The organism is Bacillus sp. REN3, from assembly GCF_017912555.1.
In the GTDB taxonomy this organism is placed as follows: Bacteria; Bacillota; Bacilli; order Bacillales; family Cytobacillaceae; genus Mesobacillus.
In genome coordinates this window covers 292,117-314,781 of record NZ_JAERSD010000001.1, presented here as the reverse complement: position 1 = coordinate 314,781, position 22,665 = coordinate 292,117, and the positions used below count along the sequence as shown (strand labels likewise).

General features: G+C 46.4%; 19 protein-coding genes and 1 riboswitch. Of the genes, 2 read left to right on the top strand and 17 right to left on the bottom strand.

Features of this window, described 5'->3' with window-relative positions; all coding sequences use genetic code 11:
• Positions 1 to 245 precede the first annotated feature (245 nt).
• A riboswitch (cyclic di-AMP (ydaO/yuaA leader) is annotated at positions 246 to 388 on the top strand.
• A gap of 123 nt (positions 389 to 511) precedes the next feature.
• Positions 512 to 1,768 carry a cation:dicarboxylate symporter family transporter gene (locus JJQ88_RS01515; protein WP_210363959.1) on the top strand — a complete coding sequence of 419 codons (1,257 nt, stop codon included), beginning with the start codon at positions 512 to 514 and terminating at the stop codon, positions 1,766 to 1,768.
• Positions 1,769 to 2,387: 619 nt separating this feature from the next.
• Positions 2,388 to 3,227: an STAS domain-containing protein gene (locus JJQ88_RS01510; RefSeq protein WP_210363958.1), complete on the top strand. Its 840-nt coding sequence runs from the start codon at positions 2,388 to 2,390 to the stop codon at positions 3,225 to 3,227.
• 293 nt (positions 3,228 to 3,520) lie between these two features.
• Here JJQ88_RS01510 and JJQ88_RS01505 read toward each other — a convergent pair whose 3' ends face one another.
• The 17 genes from JJQ88_RS01505 to JJQ88_RS01425 all read right to left on the bottom strand — a co-directional run bounded on the left by JJQ88_RS01505 (position 3,521) and on the right by JJQ88_RS01425 (position 22,369).
• Positions 3,521 to 3,997 carry a peroxiredoxin family protein gene (locus JJQ88_RS01505; RefSeq protein WP_210363957.1) on the bottom strand — a complete coding sequence of 159 codons (477 nt, stop codon included), beginning with the start codon at positions 3,995 to 3,997 and terminating at the stop codon, positions 3,521 to 3,523.
• Between the two features lie 16 nt (positions 3,998 to 4,013).
• Entirely contained in the window at positions 4,014 to 7,172 is a 3,159-nt protein-coding gene (locus tag JJQ88_RS01500) for a DEAD/DEAH box helicase (protein ID WP_210363956.1), read from the bottom strand.
• Positions 7,173 to 7,307: 135 nt separating this feature from the next.
• Positions 7,308 to 7,637 (bottom strand): ArsR/SmtB family transcription factor, encoded by a 330-nt coding sequence (locus JJQ88_RS01495; protein WP_210363955.1) that lies wholly within the window; start codon positions 7,635 to 7,637, stop codon positions 7,308 to 7,310.
• 1 nt (position 7,638) lies between these two features.
• A complete protein-coding gene (locus tag JJQ88_RS01490) occupies positions 7,639 to 8,052 on the bottom strand; it encodes an SRPBCC family protein (protein ID WP_246860847.1) in 414 nt (137 codons plus the stop codon).
• Positions 8,053 to 8,348: 296 nt separating this feature from the next.
• Positions 8,349 to 8,498, bottom strand: coding sequence for a hypothetical protein (locus tag JJQ88_RS01485; protein ID WP_210363954.1), 150 nt, complete (start codon positions 8,496 to 8,498; stop codon positions 8,349 to 8,351).
• Between the two features lie 228 nt (positions 8,499 to 8,726).
• A complete protein-coding gene (locus tag JJQ88_RS01480) occupies positions 8,727 to 10,334 on the bottom strand; it encodes a ribonuclease J (protein ID WP_246860868.1) in 1,608 nt (535 codons plus the stop codon).
• A 159-nt stretch (positions 10,335 to 10,493) separates the two neighbouring features.
• Positions 10,494 to 11,657 carry a homogentisate 1,2-dioxygenase gene (locus tag JJQ88_RS01475; RefSeq protein ID WP_210363952.1) on the bottom strand — a complete coding sequence of 388 codons (1,164 nt, stop codon included), beginning with the start codon at positions 11,655 to 11,657 and terminating at the stop codon, positions 10,494 to 10,496.
• A gap of 9 nt (positions 11,658 to 11,666) precedes the next feature.
• Positions 11,667 to 12,590: a fumarylacetoacetate hydrolase family protein gene (locus JJQ88_RS01470; RefSeq protein ID WP_210363951.1), complete on the bottom strand. Its 924-nt coding sequence runs from the start codon at positions 12,588 to 12,590 to the stop codon at positions 11,667 to 11,669.
• Between the two features lie 8 nt (positions 12,591 to 12,598).
• Complete coding sequence (locus JJQ88_RS01465) at positions 12,599 to 13,207, bottom strand: flavin reductase family protein (RefSeq protein ID WP_210363950.1); 609 nt, start codon at positions 13,205 to 13,207, stop codon at positions 12,599 to 12,601.
• Positions 13,208 to 13,210: 3 nt separating this feature from the next.
• Positions 13,211 to 14,302: a histidinol-phosphate transaminase gene (hisC, locus tag JJQ88_RS01460; RefSeq protein ID WP_210363949.1), complete on the bottom strand. Its 1,092-nt coding sequence runs from the start codon at positions 14,300 to 14,302 to the stop codon at positions 13,211 to 13,213.
• 99 nt (positions 14,303 to 14,401) lie between these two features.
• Positions 14,402 to 15,517 carry a 4-hydroxyphenylpyruvate dioxygenase gene (gene hppD / locus JJQ88_RS01455; RefSeq protein ID WP_210363948.1) on the bottom strand — a complete coding sequence of 372 codons (1,116 nt, stop codon included), beginning with the start codon at positions 15,515 to 15,517 and terminating at the stop codon, positions 14,402 to 14,404.
• Positions 15,518 to 15,854: 337 nt separating this feature from the next.
• Entirely contained in the window at positions 15,855 to 17,279 is a 1,425-nt protein-coding gene (gene lpdA, locus JJQ88_RS01450; RefSeq protein WP_210363947.1) for a dihydrolipoyl dehydrogenase, read from the bottom strand.
• Positions 17,280 to 18,662 carry a dihydrolipoamide acetyltransferase family protein gene (locus JJQ88_RS01445; RefSeq protein WP_210363946.1) on the bottom strand — a complete coding sequence of 461 codons (1,383 nt, stop codon included), beginning with the start codon at positions 18,660 to 18,662 and terminating at the stop codon, positions 17,280 to 17,282.
• Positions 18,663 to 18,672: 10 nt separating this feature from the next.
• On the bottom strand, positions 18,673 to 19,668 hold the full coding sequence (locus JJQ88_RS01440) for an alpha-ketoacid dehydrogenase subunit beta (RefSeq protein WP_210363945.1): 996 nt from the start codon (positions 19,666 to 19,668) through the stop codon (positions 18,673 to 18,675).
• Positions 19,665 to 20,735, bottom strand: coding sequence for a pyruvate dehydrogenase (acetyl-transferring) E1 component subunit alpha (gene pdhA, locus JJQ88_RS01435; RefSeq protein WP_210363944.1), 1,071 nt, complete (start codon positions 20,733 to 20,735; stop codon positions 19,665 to 19,667). Before pdhA ends, JJQ88_RS01440 begins: the two co-directional genes overlap by 4 nt.
• A 37-nt stretch (positions 20,736 to 20,772) precedes the next feature.
• On the bottom strand, positions 20,773 to 21,879 hold the full coding sequence (locus tag JJQ88_RS01430; RefSeq protein WP_210363975.1) for a Leu/Phe/Val dehydrogenase: 1,107 nt from the start codon (positions 21,877 to 21,879) through the stop codon (positions 20,773 to 20,775).
• 61 nt (positions 21,880 to 21,940) lie between these two features.
• Complete coding sequence (locus JJQ88_RS01425; protein WP_210363943.1) at positions 21,941 to 22,369, bottom strand: thioesterase family protein; 429 nt, start codon at positions 22,367 to 22,369, stop codon at positions 21,941 to 21,943.
• Positions 22,370 to 22,665: the final 296 nt, after the last annotated feature.

Below are 22,665 nucleotides of genomic sequence, written 5' to 3'. Positions count from 1 at the left end.
CCGGCGAATTCGCCCACGCACGAAGGAAATGCATTAGCATTTTCGAGGAGTCAGTCCCTTCCGTTCCAATCAACTCTCTAAAAAACAACATTCAGCTTTAACACAGCCTTTGTCTAAAAAAGGGGAATGTTTTTTGTTTTATTCAAAATATTTCAATATAGCTTTATTTTCAAAAAAACACCTAAAAACGTATTTTTTGTTGTTTTTCCATTTACAAATTTAAGATATTAATATAATATTTACTAGTATAATTTCCGCTTAATCTTGTTAAAGAACGGGGGAACCAATCTGCGGTTTTCCGCATGGGGTGAATTCATTTTTGAAAGGGCTTTGCGTTTCCGAGTCCTAACCCGTCAGCTAACCTCGTAAGCGTCCTATGGGAACAGATGATCATGATCTCTGTGAAAAGACACATCCGGTGTCTTTTTTTGCTGAGAAAAAACTGATGTTTCCCTTGCCAGCACACCCGCTTACACAGCATGGATTTTACTGAAAGGTGAGGAGATTAGTAATGAAAAAAATCAGTTTAGCAGGACAGATTTTTCTCGGGCTTTTGCTTGGGATTATCATTGGCGCAGTATTTTATGGCAACCCGGCCGTTGCCTCATACCTGCAGCCGATTGGAGATATTTTTCTCCGTTTGATTAAAATGATTGTCGTACCGATTGTAATTGCCAGCATCATTGTTGCCGTTGCCGGAGTTGGCGATATTAAGCAGCTTGGAAAGCTCGGCGGAAAAACACTCATCTATTTTGAAGTCATCACGACGATTGCGATTGTCGTCGGCATCCTTGCCGCGAATATATTCCATCCTGGAACTGGCGTGAATATGAGCGAGCTGGATAAAACAGATATCGCGAGTTATGTAGATACAGCGGAAAAACAAGAGACCAAGTCAATGGTCCAGACAATAGTCGAAATTGTACCAACAAACCCGATTTCAGCCATTGCTGAAGGTGATATGCTGGCCATCATCTTCTTCTCTCTTGTCTTTGGTCTCGGGATATCGGCGATTGGCGAAAAAGGAAAGCCTGTCATCTCCTTTTTCCAGGGAACGGCCGATGCCATGTTCTATGCAACCAATCAAATCATGAAATTCGCTCCATTCGGCGTATTTGCGCTTATCGGTGTAACAGTATCCAAATTCGGACTGGCATCGCTGATCCCGCTCGGCAAGCTTGTCCTGACAGTTTACGGGACGATGATTTTCTTCGTGCTTGTTGTATTGGGATCGGTCGCAAAACTGGCAGGCTACAATATTTTCAAATTGATTGCGACTCTGAAGGATGAACTGATCCTGGCATTCTCAACAGCAAGCTCGGAAACGGTACTGCCAAGACTGATGGATAAAATGGAGAAAGAAGGCGCACCTAAACATATTACCTCTTTCGTCATCCCAACTGGTTATTCTTTTAACCTTGATGGCTCAACACTATATCAGGCACTTGCTGCCATTTTCATCGCACAGATGTATGGTATCGATATGACAATCTACGAACAGGTCTCACTGATGCTTGTATTGATGGTCACTTCAAAAGGAATTGCTGGAGTGCCCGGCGTTTCGTTTGTCGTTCTCTTGGCGACACTTGGAACAGCAGGTTTGCCAATTGAAGGTCTTGCTTTCATCGCTGGGATCGACCGAATCCTTGATATGGGCAGGACAGCTGTGAACGTTGTTGGAAATTCCCTTGCTGCCATCGTTATCGCCAAATGGGAAGGTGCCTTCAATCCTGAAAAACAAACAGAGCCGATTACACAGGCATCCTGAATAATGTAAGCCGATCAAGCCTGATCGGCTTTTTAGTTTATTTTCCCCCTCTTCTTCAAGTGAATCCAACCAATGATGCGCAGAAAACCGGAAAAAAATCAATGGTGCCACATTAACCATGCTGTTTTCATTGCTTCTTCATTTTCAGAACATTTTACCAAATCCTGCTTCATTTTAAAAGCCGATGGTCCCCCGTTGCGTTAGTTTAGCCCAGCTTGACAGGAGATTTTTGATTTTTTCATGAGGGCATACCTAGCCGAAAAGGATGAACACAGCATTTATGGGAAGTAAAAAGGATCTATGACTCTTCCAGAAGGAACGGTCGATCCAGGCAGTGACGGATAAGCGGACAAAAGGAAATGATTACAGCATCCATCCTTCCCGACTGTCCTGGCGAACGCGGCCCCACCTTTTAGTTTCTCGCGTTGCCGGCTTCGAAGCTTCACAGCTTGCCAGGGCTTCTAGAATCACATTTTACTATAGGGATGTTATAATAAGTTTACTTTATCCATATTCTATTTTTTATTAATAATCTTTCATTGAAGGATTCCACTGTGCTCGAAGTGAATACTAACAGGAATAGGTAGGCAACGAGATTTTATAAAGGGGTGTACATAATTTGGAAGAGATCTATAATAACAGCTCAGAGGTGACAGAATTCATTCGCGCCAATCGTGACCTTTTTGAAAAAGAACTGCTCTCTGAAGCTGTGAATGTCGCTGCCAAAATCCACGAGATTTTACAGAAAGGCAATATAGACCTTTTAAAAAACGCAGAGAAATTAGTTGTTAATGTTATAAATCAACAGGAAGACGAGCTAATTGCTTTCGCTGAACAGGAGGGTGTAGCCTGGGCAGAGCATTCACTGACGGTAGCCTTCAAATTAGAGTGGGTTCAAGCGATCCGCAGGACTTTATGGCGCTTTTTATATCAATACGACAAGATGTCAAAAGTTGAGCACAACCGTGAGGATTTTTTCGAACTGGAAAAAACGATCAATGACCGGATCGATCAATTTCTGAATACTTTTTTCATTAGTTACAGTAGATACAGGGAAGAACTGTTGAATCAACAAAGGAAGCTTGTCGAGCATTTGTCGGTTCCAATCATTCCTGTCAGCCCTTCAGTGGCGGTGTTGCCATTGATTGGCATGATTGATGAATATCGGATGCAAATCATTGAAGAGAAAGTGCTGATGGAAATCTCAAGAATAAAGATCCAGACACTTGTCATCGACCTTTCGGGAATCGCGACCATGGAAATGAACGTAATCGATCAATTCCAGAAAGTCCTGAAGGGCATTTCGATGATGGGATCGAAAGCCGTAATTTCCGGTATGCGTCCTGAGCTTGTGACGAAAATGATCCAAACTGGCATTTCTTTTTCCGAAAAGGCGGAAACAAGAGGCACCCTTCAGCAGACGCTAAAAGCTTATTTAGAAAATGAATCAGTAAAATGAGAAAATTGCAAGGCTTTTTATGAAAAGGGATGGTGCCTGAAACTGCCCCTTCCTCTTGCAGCATGGACTCCGGCACACATGGCACAGAGCAAGAGACAAATCGAGCAGGCTAAAGGCAGTAATCCCTTCGCGAAGGCTCAGTCCCTGTCCGTGGACTGATGGGCCAGGAGCTGGGCAAAACCAGGTAACGGATCAAAACACTTTATAAGACGGACAGGCGAACAGCTGCTGCTCTCCTGTCCGTCTTTATTTGATTCCGCTACTCCCCGTAAGTCCTCCAACATTTGATTGGTTTACAGTCCTGAATCGATCTTTTCCAGGATATCCTCAATCGCTGGACGGTCGAATTGGGATTCACCGATATAGCTGTATACGATCGTATGTCTGTTATCGAGAATATACGTACTCGGAGCTGCTATCCTGAAGCTGTCCCATTTAATCGGAACAAACACCTCATAAGCTTTGATCACTTCCCTTGATTCATCCGATAGTATTGGAATCTTGATTCCTTCAGCTTCCACGTACATTTGTATGCCCTTGAGTTTCTGTCCCGCAATCGCGATGATCTGGATTCCTTTATCATACAGCATGTCATAGAATTCATTCAGCTGGACCAGCTGTTTCCTGCAGTTCGGTCACCATGTTCCGCGCAGGAAAACGATGATCACTGGCTGTTGTTCAAAGTCCGATAGGCTCAATTGCTTTCCGCTAGTTGACGGCAATGTAAATTCAGGCGCCCGAACGCCAATTTTCAGCCCTTGGTTTCCCATATTCATCTACTCCTTTTCATATCATCAAAATTTCCCTTATATCATCCTCAGTCAAAATTGCCGAATTCCGTTCTTCAATGATTTCCTCAATCATGCCTCGCTTCTTCTCCTGGAGGTCATTCATCTTTTCCTCTATCGTACCGCTTGAGAGAAGCTTGATGACCTGGACGGTGCTTTTCTGTCCCATCCTGTGGGCACGATCTGACGCCTGCTCCTCTACGGCCGGATTCCACCACAGGTCATAGAGAATCACTGTGTCGGCTCCTGCCAGATTCAAGCCTGAGCCACCCGCTTTCAACGAAATCAAAAAGAAATCCCGTTCGCCTGCATTATATCTGGCACATGCGGTGACTCTTTCTTCTGGCGGAGTTTGTCCATCAAGATAAAAGTAAGGGATTCCCCGAAACGCCAGTTCCCTGCCAATCAGGTTCAGCATTTTGGTGAACTGGGAGAAAATCAATACTCTCCTGCCTGTCTGCTTTGATTCATCCACAATTTTAAGAAGCTGTTCAAATTTCGCTGAGCTTCCTTTATATCCTTCGACAAACAGAGCCGGGTGGCAGCAGATTTGCCTCAATCTTGTCAACCCCGCAAGGATTTTAATCCTGTTTTTTCGGATTGTTTCTTTATCTAGATGCTTCAATGTCTCATGCCTTAGTTTAGCTAAATAGGCAGCATACAGTTTTTTTTGTTCAGGTAGGAGTTCGGATACATGGATAGACTCCATTTTACCAGGGAGTTCTTCGAGGACATCTTCCTTCACACGCCGCAGCATGAAAGGGCGGATTCTTCTGGAAATAGTTTTTCTGGAAAGCTGGCTGTATTCCTTCAATCCCTGGAATAACTCAGGAAAAACCCCCCGGTAGATTGACCATAATTCCTCGATTGCGTTCTCGATCGGCGTCCCGGTAAGTGCGAACCTGTTCTTAGCCTGAAGCTTGATGACAGCCTTCGCAGTCTGAGTCAGCGGATTCTTGAATGCTTGTGCCTCATCGAAAAACACTGTATGGAATGGCAGCTTTTCGTATAATTGGATATCCTGCCGCAATAAGGTGTAGGAAGTGATGATGACATCGAAATTCTTTGCTCCATCCAATATCCCTTTCCTTTCGCTCTTCTGGCCATCCGCTATTGCTGCCTGGATTTCAGGGGTGAATTTCATGAATTCGCCAAGCCAGTTATACGTTAACGAAGAAGGACAAACAATAAGCACTGGCAGCTGCATTTTCCGGATAACAGGTAATTCGGAAGAAATAAAGGCAATGCTTTGCAAGGTCTTCCCCAGTCCCATATCGTCAGCAAGAACCCCTCCGAACCCATAGCTGGCAAGCTTCTTCATCCATTGGTAGCCCTGTACCTGATAGTCTCTTAAAATGTTAGCCAGATTCTGCGGAACCTCATATTCAAAGCTTCCCGGGCTGTTTATTTCATCAAGGAACTGACGGAACGACTCCTCTGGCATGAAGATGCCTTGATCTTCAGAAGCTTCGATGAATCCCATTCCCCGAACAAGCGGCACGTTCAACCCTTTTTCCAAATCTTCCGCCTGGATTGGGCCGGTCTTCAGGAATCTCTGGATTTCCTCGAACTCCCTTGTCTCAAGGGACATGAGAGAACCGCTTCGCAAGCGGAAGTATTTCCGCTTTTCCTCAAGCGCTTCAAGCAATTCACGAATCTGCTGTTCAGGTATTCCTTCGATTTGAAATTTGAATTCAAGCCAGTTGGTCCGCTCCTTTTTCACCTTTACATTTATTCTAGGCGGTGCCGGCGCTTTAAATATCCGATTCCGCACAGCCGTGGTGGCATAGATTCGCACAAACTTCTCAAGCTTTGGCACCATATGATATAAAAATTCATACTCCAATTCATCATTCTGCAGGAAATAACCGCTTTCCGTCCTGGCAAAGGAACTTTCCTCCATCAATTCGAGGATCATCTCTTCCTTGTCCACATCCCTCAAAACCATCGTGCCAGAGGGGAACTCCATGTTTTCCAGCGGATTGAGCATGATATTTCCATAATGGAACTCAAGTCCAGCGAGCAGCCTATTCTTTACCCGGTCAAGATATAGCCTGGCAACAAGTGGTGTTCTCTTGAACCGCTGGCGGAAATCTCCTTCCACCTTGACTTCTCCAATCTTTCTCAGGCCCGGTATCACTTTTTCCATAAAAACGCCTGCCTGCTCTTTTCCAATCAGGATATGATTTGTTCTTGAGGCATCAAGAAGCTTTCTCAATTCAAATAATCGGTCGCAGTCTTCCGTTTGAAGTTTGATCAGTTTTCCGTTAGAAAGAACGGAACCATAAGGCTTCATGATAAGAATTTGGTCCATTCCATCTATCGATAAATAGCCGCTTCCATTCTCAGCTTCTTGAATGGTGAATCGCAGAGGCAACTCCTTCTTTGTATCACCCATGCCGTCTATCGAATGTCCATTGTATTCTAGCATAACGCGCGTATTTTTCAGCAGCGGAAGCAGCTGTTCCCAATATGACGGTGGGATCAGGATCCACGCGCCATCTTCGCTCATCCCCTGTTTGCCGTCTGCAACCATTTCAATCAGTTTGGTTATGACAAGGTTTGTGCCGTGATCGAAACAATGCTTCTCGGGGTCATACTGGAATCTCTGTGAAAACATGCTCTTTTGCCCAGCATGGACATCATACAAAAACCCGGATAGATCAAGTACAGTTTCTGCACTTATGTTTATAGAAGTGCCAAATAGCTTATAGCCTTCACCGATATCGAACGGCTTGATCTTAAACTGTGTTTGCAGCACTCTCCTTGTCTCGAAATACAACTGGCTGCCGCTCGGCCATTGCTGCTTGCTATCGAAGATAGTCAGCAAGTGATTTGTCATGGTGCTGGGGTTGTCGCTTCCTTCATTCATCGCCTGTTGCTGATCAAGGATGGAAAGCAGCACGGCTGCGACGTGCTGGCATTCGTATTCAACGGATGCCAGCACAGGGCAGGAACACTTCGTTTTGAATTGCCCATCTGCTTCTTTTTTGACTATGACTTCAAATGCCTCTGTCCCCGTTACAATCGCTGCCACTTGATTTTCATTATCTTTCACATGCCTGACTTTTCCGCCATGGCAAAAAGCTTGACCTTTCTTGTAGGAAACAGGCCCGCATAACTCTTTGATTTTCTTATGATTCAGTTCGATCTCCATGGGCTGCTCCTTCCTGGTCCGCGATCAATTTAGTATTAGTGTAGCCTTTCCACCTTGTTTTGTTAAGCCTGAACAATAAGAAGCACGGTCAAATACCGTGCTTCCCCATCATATCGTACTTTTCTAGGCGAATGATTATTTCCCTCCATCAGATTCCAGGTAATCCTTGAGATTTTGCAGCTTATTATCCCAGTAAACTTCAAAGAAGGACAGCCACTCCTGCAATTCCTTCAATGGTTCTGGCTCCAGGCGATAGCGTGTTTCCCTGCCTGCCTTCCTGCTCGATACCAGGCCCGCTTCCGACAGTACAAACAAGTGTTTATTGATGGCATTCCGCGTGATTGGAAAGTTATCCGTAATGGCAGCAATTGGCATTTCCTCTTTTGAAAGCAATTTTAAGATCTTCCTTCGTGTAGGTTCGGCTACAGCCTGGAAAACATCATATTTTGCTTCTGCTGCGCCCATATTAAACCTCTAGGTAGGATGGCAATTTTTCGTTTACAATCTTATCCCAGCCGCTGTCCATGATTCCCTGGACAATTGAGTGAGGCTGGCCGAATTCAGTTGTTTTTTCAGGATCCCATCCTGAATGGATCAGCGTGAATTCTGTTTTTTCCCCTAATTGCTTCAATTCAAATTCAAGATGCCAATCTTTGCCCCAATCGAATCCAACCCGATTTGGAGGGTCTATTTCGGTCACTTTACAAGGTGAATCACCAAACTGTCCTGTATGCAGCAAAAATTCATGGCCGACTTCGGGTGTAAATGTATTCGGCATCCACCATGCAGCAATCCCTTCGGACGTAGAAACGGCCTTCCAGACTTTTTCAATAGGAGCATTTAGTACAATCTTTTTTCGGATTTCAGGCATTGTATTCATTGAATGACCTCCAAGATATAATAACACCTTTTAGTGTCGTTTTGCATCATAACACCATTTAGTGTTATATTCAATATTTTTTTCTCCACAAAATACAAATTTCTCCTTTTAATGCTTATTGGCAACTTTAACAGTCTGTCATTTCAGCTACTCAGGAGGGTGATATGTAAATCATTGCCAAATTCCGATAAACGACGGATTCACTTTTACTTTTTAAAAAAACACTGAAAAAACCGGATAATCTTTTACTTTTCCGCTGCAACTGGGAAACAGGGTACGCAAGGGAAGCATTCTTTTCATTTATAGGGCCGATTGATCCTCGTACTCTTCCTAATAATACTCGAATCCGTCCGAGCCACCTTCATAATCTCCCAATCAAATGGCCTATTCTCCCGTTCAACCTCGATATTCTCCCAGATGATGCCCGGAATCTCCGAATCAGCCATCATATTCTCCTAATTATGTGCCGGATTCTCCCGTTTCCCCAAATTTTGCCAAAAATACTCATGCTTACATTGCCTTTTCTATAATGAAAGTCGTCATCACAGTCGCAGTCTGACCTTCCGTGCCCTCATCGCCTTTTCCGAATCTCCCATTAGACACTATCTTAGCTAGGATTCATGCAGAACAAAGTGCATGGATCTCGATGACCCATGCACTTTGTCCTCCCTTCATCAGAGTTCAATGATGATTGGCAAGATCATTGGTTTCCGCCTTATCTTGGCGTATAGTTGCTGACCGACTGCTTTCTTAACTCCCTGTTTTATGACATTCCATTTATAGACCCCGTCTTCCTGAAGGTCGGATACGGTTTTTGTGACGATGGAGTTGATTTCCTTCAACAGCTCATCTGAATTTTTGACAAATACAAACCCTCTTGTGATTGTATCGGGTCCTGAGAGGATCTTTCGTTCCGCTTTGCTTAATGTCAGGACAATGACGATCATGCCATCCTCTGAAAGCTGTTTCCTGTCCCGTAAAACAACTTCGCCGACATCGCCGACACTGATTCCGTCTACATACGTATCGCCGGCTGGAATGCTCCTCGTCTGGCGGGCCATCGAATTTTCGATATCAACAACATCCCCATTTTGAATAATGAAGGTATGCCCCTTTTCAACGCCGACTGATTCTGCAAGCAGACGATGATGATGCAGCATCCGGTACTCTCCATGTATCGGAATAAAATAGTTCGGTTTCATCAACGTAAGCATAAGCTTCAAGTCCTCCTGGTACCCATGCCCCGAAACATGCATCCCGGTTGTGCTGCCAGAGCCATATATAACATTGGCACCAAGCTTGTACAGATTGTCAATGATACGCGAAACATCTTTTTCATTCCCGGGAATCGGGGAAGCGGCCAGGATGACGGTGTCGCCGTGAGAAATGGAAACATCACGGAAGTTTCCTGTCGAGAGACGCGCTAACGCTGCCATCGGTTCTCCCTGGCTCCCTGTACAAAGAATGGCTACTTTTTCGGGGTCTAACTGTTGCACAGCATGCGCTTCAATCAGCATTCCTTCCGGCACCTTCAGATACCCTCGTTCAATCGCGACCTGGACAACATTCACCATGCTCCGGCCAAGTAACGCGAGTTTCCTTCCAGTGAGGATCGCTGCCTCGACTACCTGCTGGATGCGTGTGACATTGGATGCGAACGTCGATACAAAGATCTTTCCATCTGCTTTCAGGAAAGCCTCCTCCATATGGGTGGATACGATCCGCTCTGATGGGGTCAGGCCTGTCCGTTCTGCATTCGTACTTTCTGACAACAATACAAGCACACCCTGCTGTCCGATTTCCGCCATTTTATGAATCTCTGAATGATCGCCGCTTGCAGGAGTGAGATCGAATTTGAAATCTCCGGTGTGGACGATCTTCCCTTCAGGCGTATCGAAAACAATTCCGAGACAATCCGGAATGCTGTGATTCACCTTAAAGAACGATACCTTTATTTTTCCGAATTCCAGAGTCGATCCAGAATCAATCTTCATTAATTTAGCTTCACGCAAAAGCTTGTGTTCAGCCAGCTTCAATTCGATCAAACCAAGAGTGAAATTCGTAGCGTAGACCGGGACTTTCAATTTTTTGAAAAAATAAGGGATTCCTCCAATATGGTCCTCGTGTCCATGGGTAACGATCAAGGCCTTTATCTTATCCCTGTTCTCCTCAAGATAAGTCAATTCCGGGATGATCAAGTCAATCCCAAGCAGGCTTTCATCAGGGAACTTCCCGCCACAGTCAATGACGATCAAATCATCTTCATCTTCGACAACATACATATTCTTGCCGATTTCATTTATGCCGCCTAATGCAAATATGGATAAAGTCACCTTCAAGTCCTCCTATATGTGTTCGATTTTGATAGTGTTCCCTTTCTTCCGGAGAATTTGCAACACAATGCGAAAAGGCACACCAAATTTCAAGGTGTGCCAGTCTGGTCATTTTTCGATCCATGTATACATGTATCTTTCATCTTCAATCTCTTTCGCCTTCTTGACTATTTTCAGCGGCCTGAAGGTATCGATCATGACCGCCAGCTCAAGCGTCTCTTTTTTGCCGATGCTTGCTTCCGTCTTGCCCGGATGCGGACCATGAGGAATTCCGCTTGGATGGAGGGTAATCGATCCTTCCTTGATCCCTTTCCGGCTCATGAAATTTCCCTCTACATAATAGAGAAGCTCGTCGCTGTTGACGTTGCTGTGATAGTATGGAGCCGGAATCGCATCCGGATGGTAGTCATACAGCCTTGGAACGAATGAACAGATAACATAGTTATTCCCTTCGAAGGTCTGATGCACCGGGGGAGGCTGGTGGATCCTTCCTGTGATTGGCTCGAAATCTTCAATGTTGAAGGCCCATGGATACAGATACCCATCCCAGCCGACGACATCGAGAGGGTGGTGATTCAGTACGTGCCTGTGCAGATGGCCTCGTGTTTTCGTAATCACTTCATACTCGCCCTTGTCTGCATATGTTTCCAGCTTTTCAGGCCCGCGGATATCCCGTTCACAAAACGGGCTGTGTTCCAACAGCTGGCCGTATTCATTACGGTATCTTCTTGGAGTCGTAATCTGGCTGAACGATTCAACGACAAGCGCCTTTGTCGGTTCAGATGTGTCTGGAACCAGCCGGTAAATCGTGCCGATCGGGATGATGACATAGTCGCCTGGGCGGTAGGCCAGCGATCCGAACATCGTTTCAACCTTTCCGGAACCGTGATGGATGAACAGCATTTCATCGCCATCGCCGTTCCTGTAAAATGATTTCATCGGTTCAGAAATGCTGGCAAAGCCAATCAAAAGGTCATCGTTTCCGAGAATATACTCCCTTCCATTCAGGCCGTCACCCGTTTTTTCGATCCGTTCAGTCAGAAAATGCCGGTGGTTAAGGGATGCTTGCTCCTCGTACTCAGGCAGATAGCTGCCGATCAATTCGCTCTTGACAACTTCTGTCGGCATATGATGGTGGTACAGGATCGACTGGGTACCTGAAAAGCCCTTTGTCCCCATTACCTGTTCCCTGTATAACGAACCATCCTCCTTCCGGAATGCCGTGTGCCGCTTTTTCGGTATGTTCCCGAGCTGTCGGTAATACATCTTCACACCTTCTTCCTATGCATCAATGATTTTATTTTTCAGGATACCAAGCTTCGTTATTTCGAGTTCGACTTCGTCACCAGGTTCAAGCCAGCGGTGCACATCGGTTCCAAGCTCAAGGATGCAGCCTGTTCCCACTGTGCCAGAGCCGATGACTTCACCAGGGTACAATGTTGTTCCTGCGGATGCACGTTCGATCATTTCGCCGATCGAATAGTACAAATCACGCATATTGCCACGGGATAGTTCAACGCCATTCACCCTTGCCGTCATTTCAAGGTCATATCCCTTGCCTGACCTGTGGGATTCCAGCTCATCCTTCGTGAGCAAGTAAGGGCCGAACGATGTGGCAAAGTCCTTTCCTTTCGCTGGTCCCAGACCCACTTTCATTTCCTTGCGCTGCAGGTCACGGGCGCTCCAGTCATTCATTATAAAATAGCCAAAGATGTAGCTGTCCGCTTCTGCAGCCTTGATGTTCCTGCCTTCCTTGCCAATGACGCAGGCAATTTCAAGCTCATAGTCAAGCCATTCACACGCATATGGCCTTTCTATTTCTTCCTCCGGTCCCTTGATTGCCAGGTGGTTGGTAAAATAGAAAACCGCGATTTCGTACCACTCTGGAATCATTTCAAGACCCCGGTTTTCACGTGCCGTTTTGACATGCTGCTCGAACGCATAAAAATCGCGGACGCTTTTCGGATTCGGCAGCGGCGCCCTCAGCTTGATCTCTTCAAGTGGATAGCAGCCATTCCCTGTTTCGATCAACCCTCTATGTTCCTCAATGAATTCCATATACTCTTCATGGTTTTCTATAAATTGAAGCATATTGTCCGGTAGCTTTCCGTTCGATGCTTCATGCATGTCGACCGCCATTCCTATCGAATTGAGCCAGCCGGCGCTTACCGACCCATCTTTTTTCATGAATGTAATGAATTTCATGCTATCACCTATTTCCTTTGCAGTTCAAACGTATTTGCCATAGGAAGGGTGTAGGTCGCTCCAGCCATTCTTCCGACTGGATTCAATTTTTCCGTATCGATCCGGCCATTCCCATAAAGTTCGTCATGGACATGGACATGGACCACTTTGCCGATAACCAGGCTGCCAGCCCCCGCATGGTCGCCATAATCAACTACCCTGTCAAGAACACATTCAAGATGGACCTTCGATTCTTTCACCCTCGGCGGCTTGACCGCGGCGCTTTTTTCCTTGGACAGTCCTGATGCCGCGAACTCATCGATGTCTGGAGTAAACTCGGTAGCACAATCGTTCATTTGCTGGACGATATCCTCACCGACAATATTGATGACGAACTCCTTCGTCGCTTCGATGTTCTTCAGCGTATCCTTCTTCGCACCGTCTGTTCCTCTTCGCATCGGGGAGAAGCAGACCATCATCGGGTCGGCGCTGATAGCGGTAAAAAAGCTGAATGGGGCCAGATTGTCATCCCCGTTTTCATCCTGGCTGGACACAAACGCAATTGGCCTCGGAAGGATCGAACCGACCATCAGTTTATAGGCGTCCTTCCATTGCAGTGTTTCTGGTTTGATTTCCAAGGCTTACACCGCCCTTTCATGGAAAATCCGGCTGATGATTCGTAAAATGAATTCATGGTCCTTCCTTGTTCCAAGCGTAATCCTGAAAGCTTCCTTCCAGCCCGAGTAATGCATTTCGCGTACAAGGACGCCATTTTCAGTCAAAGCCTTGACCACTGGTCTGTCTGTATACGCATACAAAAAATTGGTTTCGGAAGGAAAGCTGCCGATTCCCAGATCCTTTAGCCCTTCCATCAAAAACTGTCTTTCGGCACTGTTTTTTGCTGCACAATCGCGGATGAATGCCTGATCGTCAAGGGCTGCTGCTGCGGCTGCTTGAGCCAACTGGTTGACATTGAAAACATCCCTTACTTTATGGAGTTCCCTTGCGATTTCCTCCCGCATGATGCCATAGCCCACACGAAGGCTTGCCAGTCCGTATATTTTCGAAAACGTACGAAGGATGACCAGGTTTCCATACTGGCTCAGTAGCGGCATCGTATCCAGGTATTCATCAGAATCCGCATATTCAAAATACGCTTCATCCATGATGATGAGCACATTCTTTGGCACCTTGTCGATGAATGAACGCAAGTCCTGCCTCCCGACAATCGTCCCAGTAGGGTTATTGGGATTGCAGACAAACACCATCTTCGTTTTTGTGTTAATGGCATCGAGCATCTTCTCCAGATCGTGCCTTCCATCTGCCAGCGGCACAGCAACAACCTTGCCGCCCTCGATCAGGACATTCGTTTTATAACGAGGAAAAGTTACCTCAGCCATGACAGCTTCATCATTTTTATCAATATACGCTCTTGCGAGGAGACGGATGAGCTCCTCCGAGCCATTCGAGACGATAAAATGCTTTTTCTCCATTCCGTAGTGAACAGCCAATTTTTCTACAAGGTTGGCCGTCAATCCATCGGGATAGAAATTCAGGTTCGCTGCCGCTATCCTGATCGCTTCCCTGACCTTTGAAGAAGTACCATACACATTCTCATTATCCGACAGCTTCCTGACTGTCTGAATCCCATATTGTTCCTTGATTTCTTCAATCGTCTGGCCGAGAGAATACGGCGTGATTCCTTCAAGTTCCGTTCTTGCTTTGATTGTCATCTGAATCCTCCTAATAACTTTAGAGCTAATCTTTCCCTAAAACTGTTTGATTCTAAGGAAGAGAGGAAAAGGGAGCGTTACGCCCCCTTTTGTCCGGCTCTAAAGGTTGCCGCGCTTTTCCTGCTCGCGTTCAATTGATTCGAACAACGCCTTGAAATTTCCTTCCCCAAATCCTCTCGCACCTTTGCGCTGGATGACTTCAATGAATAAGGTCGGGCGGTCGACGATTGGCTTTGTGAAAATCTGCAACAGATAGCCTTCATCATCCCGGTCTACTAAAATGCTAAGCTCCCGAAGCCTATCGATTTCCTCGTCAATCTCGCCAACGCGTTCCGAAAGCATGTCATAGTAAGAATCCGGTGTGCTCAGGAACTCAACGCCGTTACTGCGCAGCGTTTCTACTGTACTGACAATGTCTTCAGTCAGGATGGCAAGGTGCTGGACGCCAGGTCCATTATAAAATTCAAGATATTCCTGGATTTGCGACTTGCGTTTTCCTTCGGCTGGCTCGTTGATTGGGAACTTGATGCGTCCGCCATTGTGCATGACCTTAGACATCAGCGCTGAATACTCTGTCGTGATGTCCTTATCGGAGAAGTGCTTCATTTCCTTGAAGCCCATGACATTCGCATAGTAATTCACCCATTCCTCCATCCTCTCCACATTGCCGACGACATGATCGATGCCGATGAAACCAGCATCTCTTACTGGGATAGAGGTTTGGTGCTCTGTAAAACCTGGCATGAATACGCCTTTATAATCTTTCCTCTCAACAAGTGTATGGATCGTATCACCGTATGTACCGATGACCGCTTTTTTCAATGGACCATTCTCATCGGAAAGCTTAAAAGGCGGCAGGATCCCAATGGCGCCGCGGCTGACGGCTGCTTCGTACGCTTCTTCCACATCATCAACTGCTAGGGCGATATCCTTCACTCCGTCCCCATGCGATTTGACGAACTCGGCAACCCGGCTTGAATCTGTATAAGAACCCGTCACGACCAGGCGGATTTTCCTTTGCTGCAGTACATAGGAGACCGTTTCACGGTTGCCAGTTTCGAGGCCGGAGTAAGCAACGACCTTGAATCCATAGGCTGTCTGGAAAAAGTGGGCGGCTTGCTTCGCATTCCCAACGTATAGCTCCAAGTAATCAACGTCTCTTACCGGAAAAAAATCCTCCTGTGATTGATTCGATACCATAACATTTTCTTGCATTCGATTCCCTCCTGTTTAAATATTTGAAATATTAAAAATTATTTTAGGCTATAAGTTCCCACCATCTCAAGAGTTCGAGTTAAAGCTATAATGCTTTTATGTGGTGAAGACCTTCCTTTTTCGCCATAACAGCGCTTTTTGGAAAGCATAGGACATGGCCGTTCCTTTCAGAAAAACAAGGCAAAGGCAGTTACGGCTATTCAAGCGAAAAAAATGGAATTCATTAAAACATTTTGATCCCCATCAGGTTTTGTACTCTACCAGATGATTTTAGTATCAGTCCCACCAGAAGCAACATTTTTTTCAAGTCCGTTCCGTTTTTCCGGATTGCCCGAACTCATACCTTCACCTTCTGCTTCTTCGGGATACTGTGGATAGCTTCTCCTTTGAAGGCTTCAGCTGCTTCCAAAAGGGCTTCGTTCATGCTCGGGTGGGGATAAGATGGGAATTTAATATCTTCTTCGCGGGCTGCCATTTCAAGCGCCTGAATCCCTTGTGAAATCAATTCGACCGCGCCATTGCCGATTAAATGGACGCCCAGCAGCAAATCACTTTCTTTGTCGAACACAATCTTTGCTAGGCCTTCCTTTTTTCCGAGGATAGAGGCAAACCCATTTGCCGCTAAAGAAAATTCTCCAACTCCTACTGCATATCCTTGCTCGGCCGCCTGTTTTTCAGTCAGGCCAGCGTACGCGATCGGCGGGCGGGTTCTTGCGACATGCGGGATAAACGTAAAGTCATTTTCACTTTTCCGTCCGCAAATTGTCTCTGCTGCTGTTTTTCCCTGCTTGATCGCTTTGATGGCAAGCTGGGGCCCTTCCGTCACATCTCCGATCGCAAAGATATTGGCAATCGATGTCCTGCCTGTATGGTCAATGCTAATAAAGCCCTTCTCCGTCAGTTTGATGCCTAGCCGATTGACGCCAAGATTTTCAAGCTTAGGCTGTACGCCCATGGAATAGAAAAAGTGCGAGCCTTGAACCGTTTTCATCCCCTTTGGTCCCGACAGGTCCACAGTAACATTCCCTCCAGACAGAACTTTCTTCAAAGTCTGCGCTTTTACAACCGAAATGCCTGATTTTTTCAGAATCCTGTTCAATTCCCGATTGATCGATGCATCAAACTGAAAGTCTTCCTCTTTCAGGACGAGCGTCACTTCCGATCCGAATGACTGGAAAGCCATCGCTATTTCCAATGCGATATAGTCATCGCCAAAAATTATCAAATGCTCAGGAATTTCAGCCAAATCGGAAATTGACCAAATATCAAGGACATGCCGATTCCCGTCGGGCAGCCCCGACAATTTTACCGGCATACCACCTGTTGCGATAATTGCCTCACTAAAACGATAGACCTCATAATGGTCCTCGCTTTCAACGCCAATTTTATCTTCAGAAAGGAAAAAGGCATTTCCTTTGATGAGTTCAACCTTATTTGCCTTGCATAATCCTTCGACACCGTCACGCAGCTGCTTGACTACCTGATTTTTGTAATTTAGCAGTTGTCCTATCTCAAAATCCAGGCTGGCTGCATGGATTCCAAGGTTTTCGTCCTGCCTGGCAGCAGCCAGCCTTTCTGCTCCGTGAGCGAGTACCTTCGAAGGAATGCAGCCCTTATTCAAGCAGACGCCTCCAAGCTGGTCCTTTTCGATCAGTGTCACGTTTTTCCCAAGCTGTGCCGCTCTAATGGCTGCATGGTAACCGCCTGGCCCTCCGCCGATGATGACTAAATCTCTTTCGTGTGCAAGTTCGCCGACAACCATCTATATCAACTCCAGCAGCATCATTTTTGGATTCTCGATCAGCCTGGCAAACCGGCTGGTGAATGCGACAGCCGTCGCGCCATCTGCCACCCGGTGATCGAAGGACATGGACAGGTTCATGATCGAACGGATGACAATCTCATCCTGCTCATTAACAACCGGCCGCTTCTTTGTTTTATGGAAAGAAACAAGCGCAGTCTGAGGGTGCTGGATAATCGGGGTCGCGCCGATGCTCCCTCCAAGCGGCCCGACATTGCTGATGGTGAAGGTGCCGCCCGAAATATTCTTAATGGTCAGCTTGTCATCAAGTGCCCGCTGCGTCAGCTCTTTCATTTCCTGATGAATTTGCTTAAGTTTTTTCTGATTTACGTTCCTGATTACAGGTACAATCAGACCATCAGGGGTATCGACAGCGATCCCGATATGGTGTTCCCTAAGGAGCTGGATGCTTTCCTTTTCTTCATCCAGCTTCGCGTTGAACACAGGGAACTCCATCAAGCAGATCGACAATGCTTTGATGAAAAAGGCCGTCGCCGACACCGAGTACCCTACACCCTTGAGTTCTTCCCTGAATTTGATCAGTTCCGTCACATCGATCTCCTCAAAATGCGTGCAATGCGGAATAGTGTATACAGATTGGACCATTTTTTTGGCGATCTGCCTGCGACGTCCTCTGAACGGAAGCAAGCCGCTTGAAGTACCTTCCGAGCCTTTCGCATCCTCGCTCTGAATGTTTTCGGAACCACCCTGCGAGTGTTTCGCACCCTGTGGTTCGGAACCGGCTTCCGGATCCTTCGGAACTTCCTTCTCAATAACACCTTCTGAACGTTCTGCCCCCTTCTTTACAAGAATCCCAGAAGAACCGCCTTCGCTTTCTCCTGATCTTTCAGATCCTGAATCCCTCACCTTTACATAGTTCAATACATCTTCATCGGTAATCCGCCCTGCCGGTCCAGACCCCGCTATTTCTGCTAGATTGACATTGTTTTCCCGGGCAATTTTTCTCGTGAAAGGGGAAGCCAGGATCCTGGATGGACGCCCTGCTCCAGCCTCAGGCCTCATCCCCTCAATCGGCCGGTTTAATAAATTCACTCCCATTACTGTATCCTGTGCAGCGGTCTTCTTTTGGACCGTTTCCTGGCCTGCTGATTCGTCCTCCATGATCAGCAGCGTTGTCCCGACCTTGACAGTTTCGCCAGGACTCAACAGGATTTCTTTTATCACACCTGATCTGGGGGCGGGAATTTCAGCTGTCATTTTATCTGTTTGTACTTCTACCAGAGGATCATCTGCTTTGACCTTATCTCCTGCTTTGACTAAATAACAATTGATGTCCGCTTCGGTCATTCCTTCCCCGATATCGTGAAGCTTTACTTCAACCATGGTTCGCCTCCTAAAACTTCATCACTTTCTCGATTGCAGCTGCGACTCTCTTCGGTGTTGGCAAATAATGGTCCTCGAAACCGAAGTAAGGGACCGGTGCATCATAGCCTGTCACCCGTTCGGCAGGTGCCTTCTGGTAAAGGAATGCTTCATCATTGATCAATGAAATCAGGTCGCTGCCCGTGCCTCCGGTGGCATGTGCTTCATGTACAATGACGGTTCTTCCGGTTTTCTGGACAGACTCGATTACTAGTTCCTTATCAAGTGGATATAGAGTCCGGAGATCGAGCACTTCACAGCTGACACCCCTTTGCTTCATCTCTTCAGCCGCTCTCAAGGCGACAGGGACCATCGCCCCCCAGGCGATGACCGTGACATCTTCGCCTTCCGCCAGCTTCTTCCCTTTTCCAATTTCAACGATGTACTTTCCTTCTGGCACTTCATCTCTTGAAGACCTGTAGCTTCGCATTGGCTCGAGGAACAGCACTGGATCAGGATCTTCTATGGCCGCAATCATCAAGCCTTTTGCGTCATAGGCATTTGATGGACAGACAACCTTGATGCCAGGCATATGTGTAAAAAGAGATTCGGTGCTGTCACAATGTATTTCTGGCGCTCTTACTCCCGCTCCATATGGAGCCCTGATGACCATCGGGACTGTAAAATGGCCAAGCGTCCGCATACGCATCCTGGATGCATGTGTCATGATCTGCTCGTATGCCGGATAAATGAAGCCGAGGAACTGGATTTCGACGACTGGCCGAAAACTGTTCACAGCCATTCCGATTGCTGCCCCGACAAATCCTGCTTCACTGAGGGGAGTGTCAATAACACGATCTTCGCCATACTTGTCCTGGAGACCATCGGTAGCCCGGAAAACTCCTCCATTCTTGCCGATATCCTCCCCAAGAAGGATGACATCCTGATTCTCGGCAAGCATTGTATCCAGACCCTCCGTAATTGCCTGGACAAGCGTCAATGTTTTTGTATGCAGTGCTGTTTTCATCGAGTTTCACCCCCGATAAGATCAAGGTACTCTTTCTTCTGTTTTTCAATCGTCCACGTTGGTTTTTCAAATACATAATCGAAAATCACCGCTGGGTCCGCTTCAGGGAAACCTTCCATTTCGCTGACAGCTCCGTCTATTTCTGCAGCAGCTGCCTCTTCGATTCCCTTCACCCAATCCTCTTCGTATACACCTTCATTTTTCAACCAGCGTTCAAGCCTGAGCAGCGGATCCGTTTCATTTCTTTTCAGTGCGCTCTCGCCCTGATCACGGTATTTCGTCGGATCGTCCGCCGTCGTGTGGGCGCCATACCTCCAGGTCACTGCCTCGATCAAGGTCGGCCCTTCACCATTGCGGGCACGTTCCAGCGCCTTTTTTGTTTCAATATAGACAGCAAATACATCATTCCCATCAATCCGGATTCCCGGCATATCATAGGCAAGAGCCTTCTGGGCGATGGTCGCGGAATTCATCTGCCTGCTGATCGGAACAGAAATCGCGTATTGATTATTCTGGTTGAAATAAATGACCGGTGATTTAAAGACGCTTGCAAAATTTAACCCTTCATGAAAATCACCTTCCGAAGTGGCGCCATCCCCAAAATAACAGATTGCTGCGTTACTCGTGCCTTTCATCTTTTCGGCAAGCGCTGCACCAGCCGCATGAGGAATTTGCGTCGCGATCGGGATGGCAGGGGGGAATATTTTCTTTCCACCAGGCGGTACACATCCCTCGTTCCGCCCATTCCAGAACAAGAGGATATTCCTTAATGAATGCCCGAATACCATTGCAGCACCGTGGTCACGGTAGGTGGGGAACATCCAATCATCCTTTTCAAGAGCAAGTGCGCTTCCAACCTGGGAAGCCTCCTGGCCCTCAAACGGAGCATAAGTCCCAATCCTTCCCTGCCGCTGAAGGCTGATTGCCTTCCTGTCAAACAGGCGGATCCTGACCATTTCCGAAAAGAATTGCTTTACCCTCTCCTCGGTAACAAAGTCTTTATTCTCTCCGGAGACAAGGTTTCCATTCTGGTCGATTACTTGAAAAATCGGAAACTGCTTTTCCATCAGCTCACCCTTTTACAAATCTAGTTTTTTATGAAGCTTACATTCTAACTGCCCACTTAGGACGTTTCATATGCGAGAAAAAGCTGTTGCGTTTCGTCCTCGCCTCAATCCTGTTTTCACAGAATCTGTTCGCGGCCTCCACTGTAGTAGTTCCGTCAAGCCGGGCTTGGTTGTATACATTAAGCAATGAATTGTAGATGGCTTTTGTTTTTCTTAGGACACGTTCTTTATTTGGTGTATACAACTCATCCGCCACCTGGATCAATCCGCCTGCGTTGACGATATAGTCAGGTGCATAAAGAATTCCTTTTTCCTGCAGCATCTTTCCATGCCTGGTTTCCTTCAATTGGTTATTCGCGGAACCGACGACCGCTTTTACCTTCAGCTGCTGAATCGTGGCATCATTGATGATTCCGCCCATGGCGCAAGGAATGAAAATGTCAGCTGGCTGCAAATAAATTTCTTCGCTATTGACGACCTTGACAGACGCACCAAGTGACCGTGCCTTTTCGACAATCTGATCGATGGCCACCCGATTGATATCAGTTACATACAGGTCCGCGCCGTTTTCGAGCAGGTATTCAGCAACCTTAAAACCAACCTTGCCAAGTCCCTGGATGGAATAGGATTTTCCGGAAAGGTCATCTGTTCCCCATAGCGCATTACTCGTCGCCTGTAGGCCATAAATGACACCCTGCGAAGTCGGGACGGATGAATCGCCGCTCCCGCCATACACTTCATCAACGCCTACGATACAGTTTGTTTCCTTTAATGCATGGACAAAATCCTCAGGATCGGTGCCCATGTCTGTTCCAGTATAGAAACGTCCCTGAATCGATTCGACAAACTGCCCAAACGCGCGGAATAGCTCAGGACTCTTGTCTTTTTTCGGATCACCGATAATGACTGCTTTCCCGCCGCCAAAATCAACATCAGCCGCAGCGCACTTATAAGTCATCCCTTTTGACAGGCGGAGAACATCTTCAAGTGCATCGTCAACTGATTCATAAGGGTACATGCGGCACCCTCCTAAAGCAGGTCCTAACCTTGTGCTGTGAATCGCAATGATCGCCTTCAGTCCTGTGGCCTCGTCATTGCAAAATACAACCTGCTCATGCTCCCTGATTTTATCGAACATGTCCATTGAGCCTGTCTCCTTTATTTCATGTATTTGTGTTCCCATATAGCTTTCCTCCTTTATTCCGTTAAATCATGTTAGCGCTTTCATTTTTGTGAATTTTTTTTTGGCCAGATCCTATTATTTCGGCAATCTTTGATTTTGGCAGGATCACTTGCCTCACTTCTCCAGCGCCAACAAGCCTTCCTCCACTCTCTGCTTTTACATTAGTTATGACATTATTTTCCTGGACTGCGGTCACCGTGGCTGTGATTGTTACCTTGGCCCCTTCAGGGCAAGGTGCAATATGCTTGACTGCCACAGCACCACCCATGCCTTCTTCATGGTCTTCTAAATAAGGGAGAATAATCTTCCTCGATGCCCATTCCATGTGATACACCATCGATACTGTGGAGTATACTGGATGGATGAGCTTTCCTTCAAAACTGGCAAACATTTCAGGCGTGACTGTGAGCTCGACCGAAGCAATCTGTCCAGTTTTCAAGCCCTCATACATGGTATCCCACCTTTCTACGTTGTAAATATGTATAACGTTAATTTAACGTTATCATAACATTTCGTTAAATAAATGGTCAATGAATTGTAAGAAATTTTGGTATTTTCTTAAAATCATATGCTTATCATCTTTTCTAAGACCCTCCCCATCCTGCTGAAATTTGCTTTTGGCTATGTTAAATTTGACCGGAACCATTCTTTCCACTTAAATTGCCGTGCTCCAAATCCATAGTCTCTTTGTATAGCGGGTCTCGTACCGGAATTGGAAAACGAAATAAAAAAGGATTAACCAGCAGC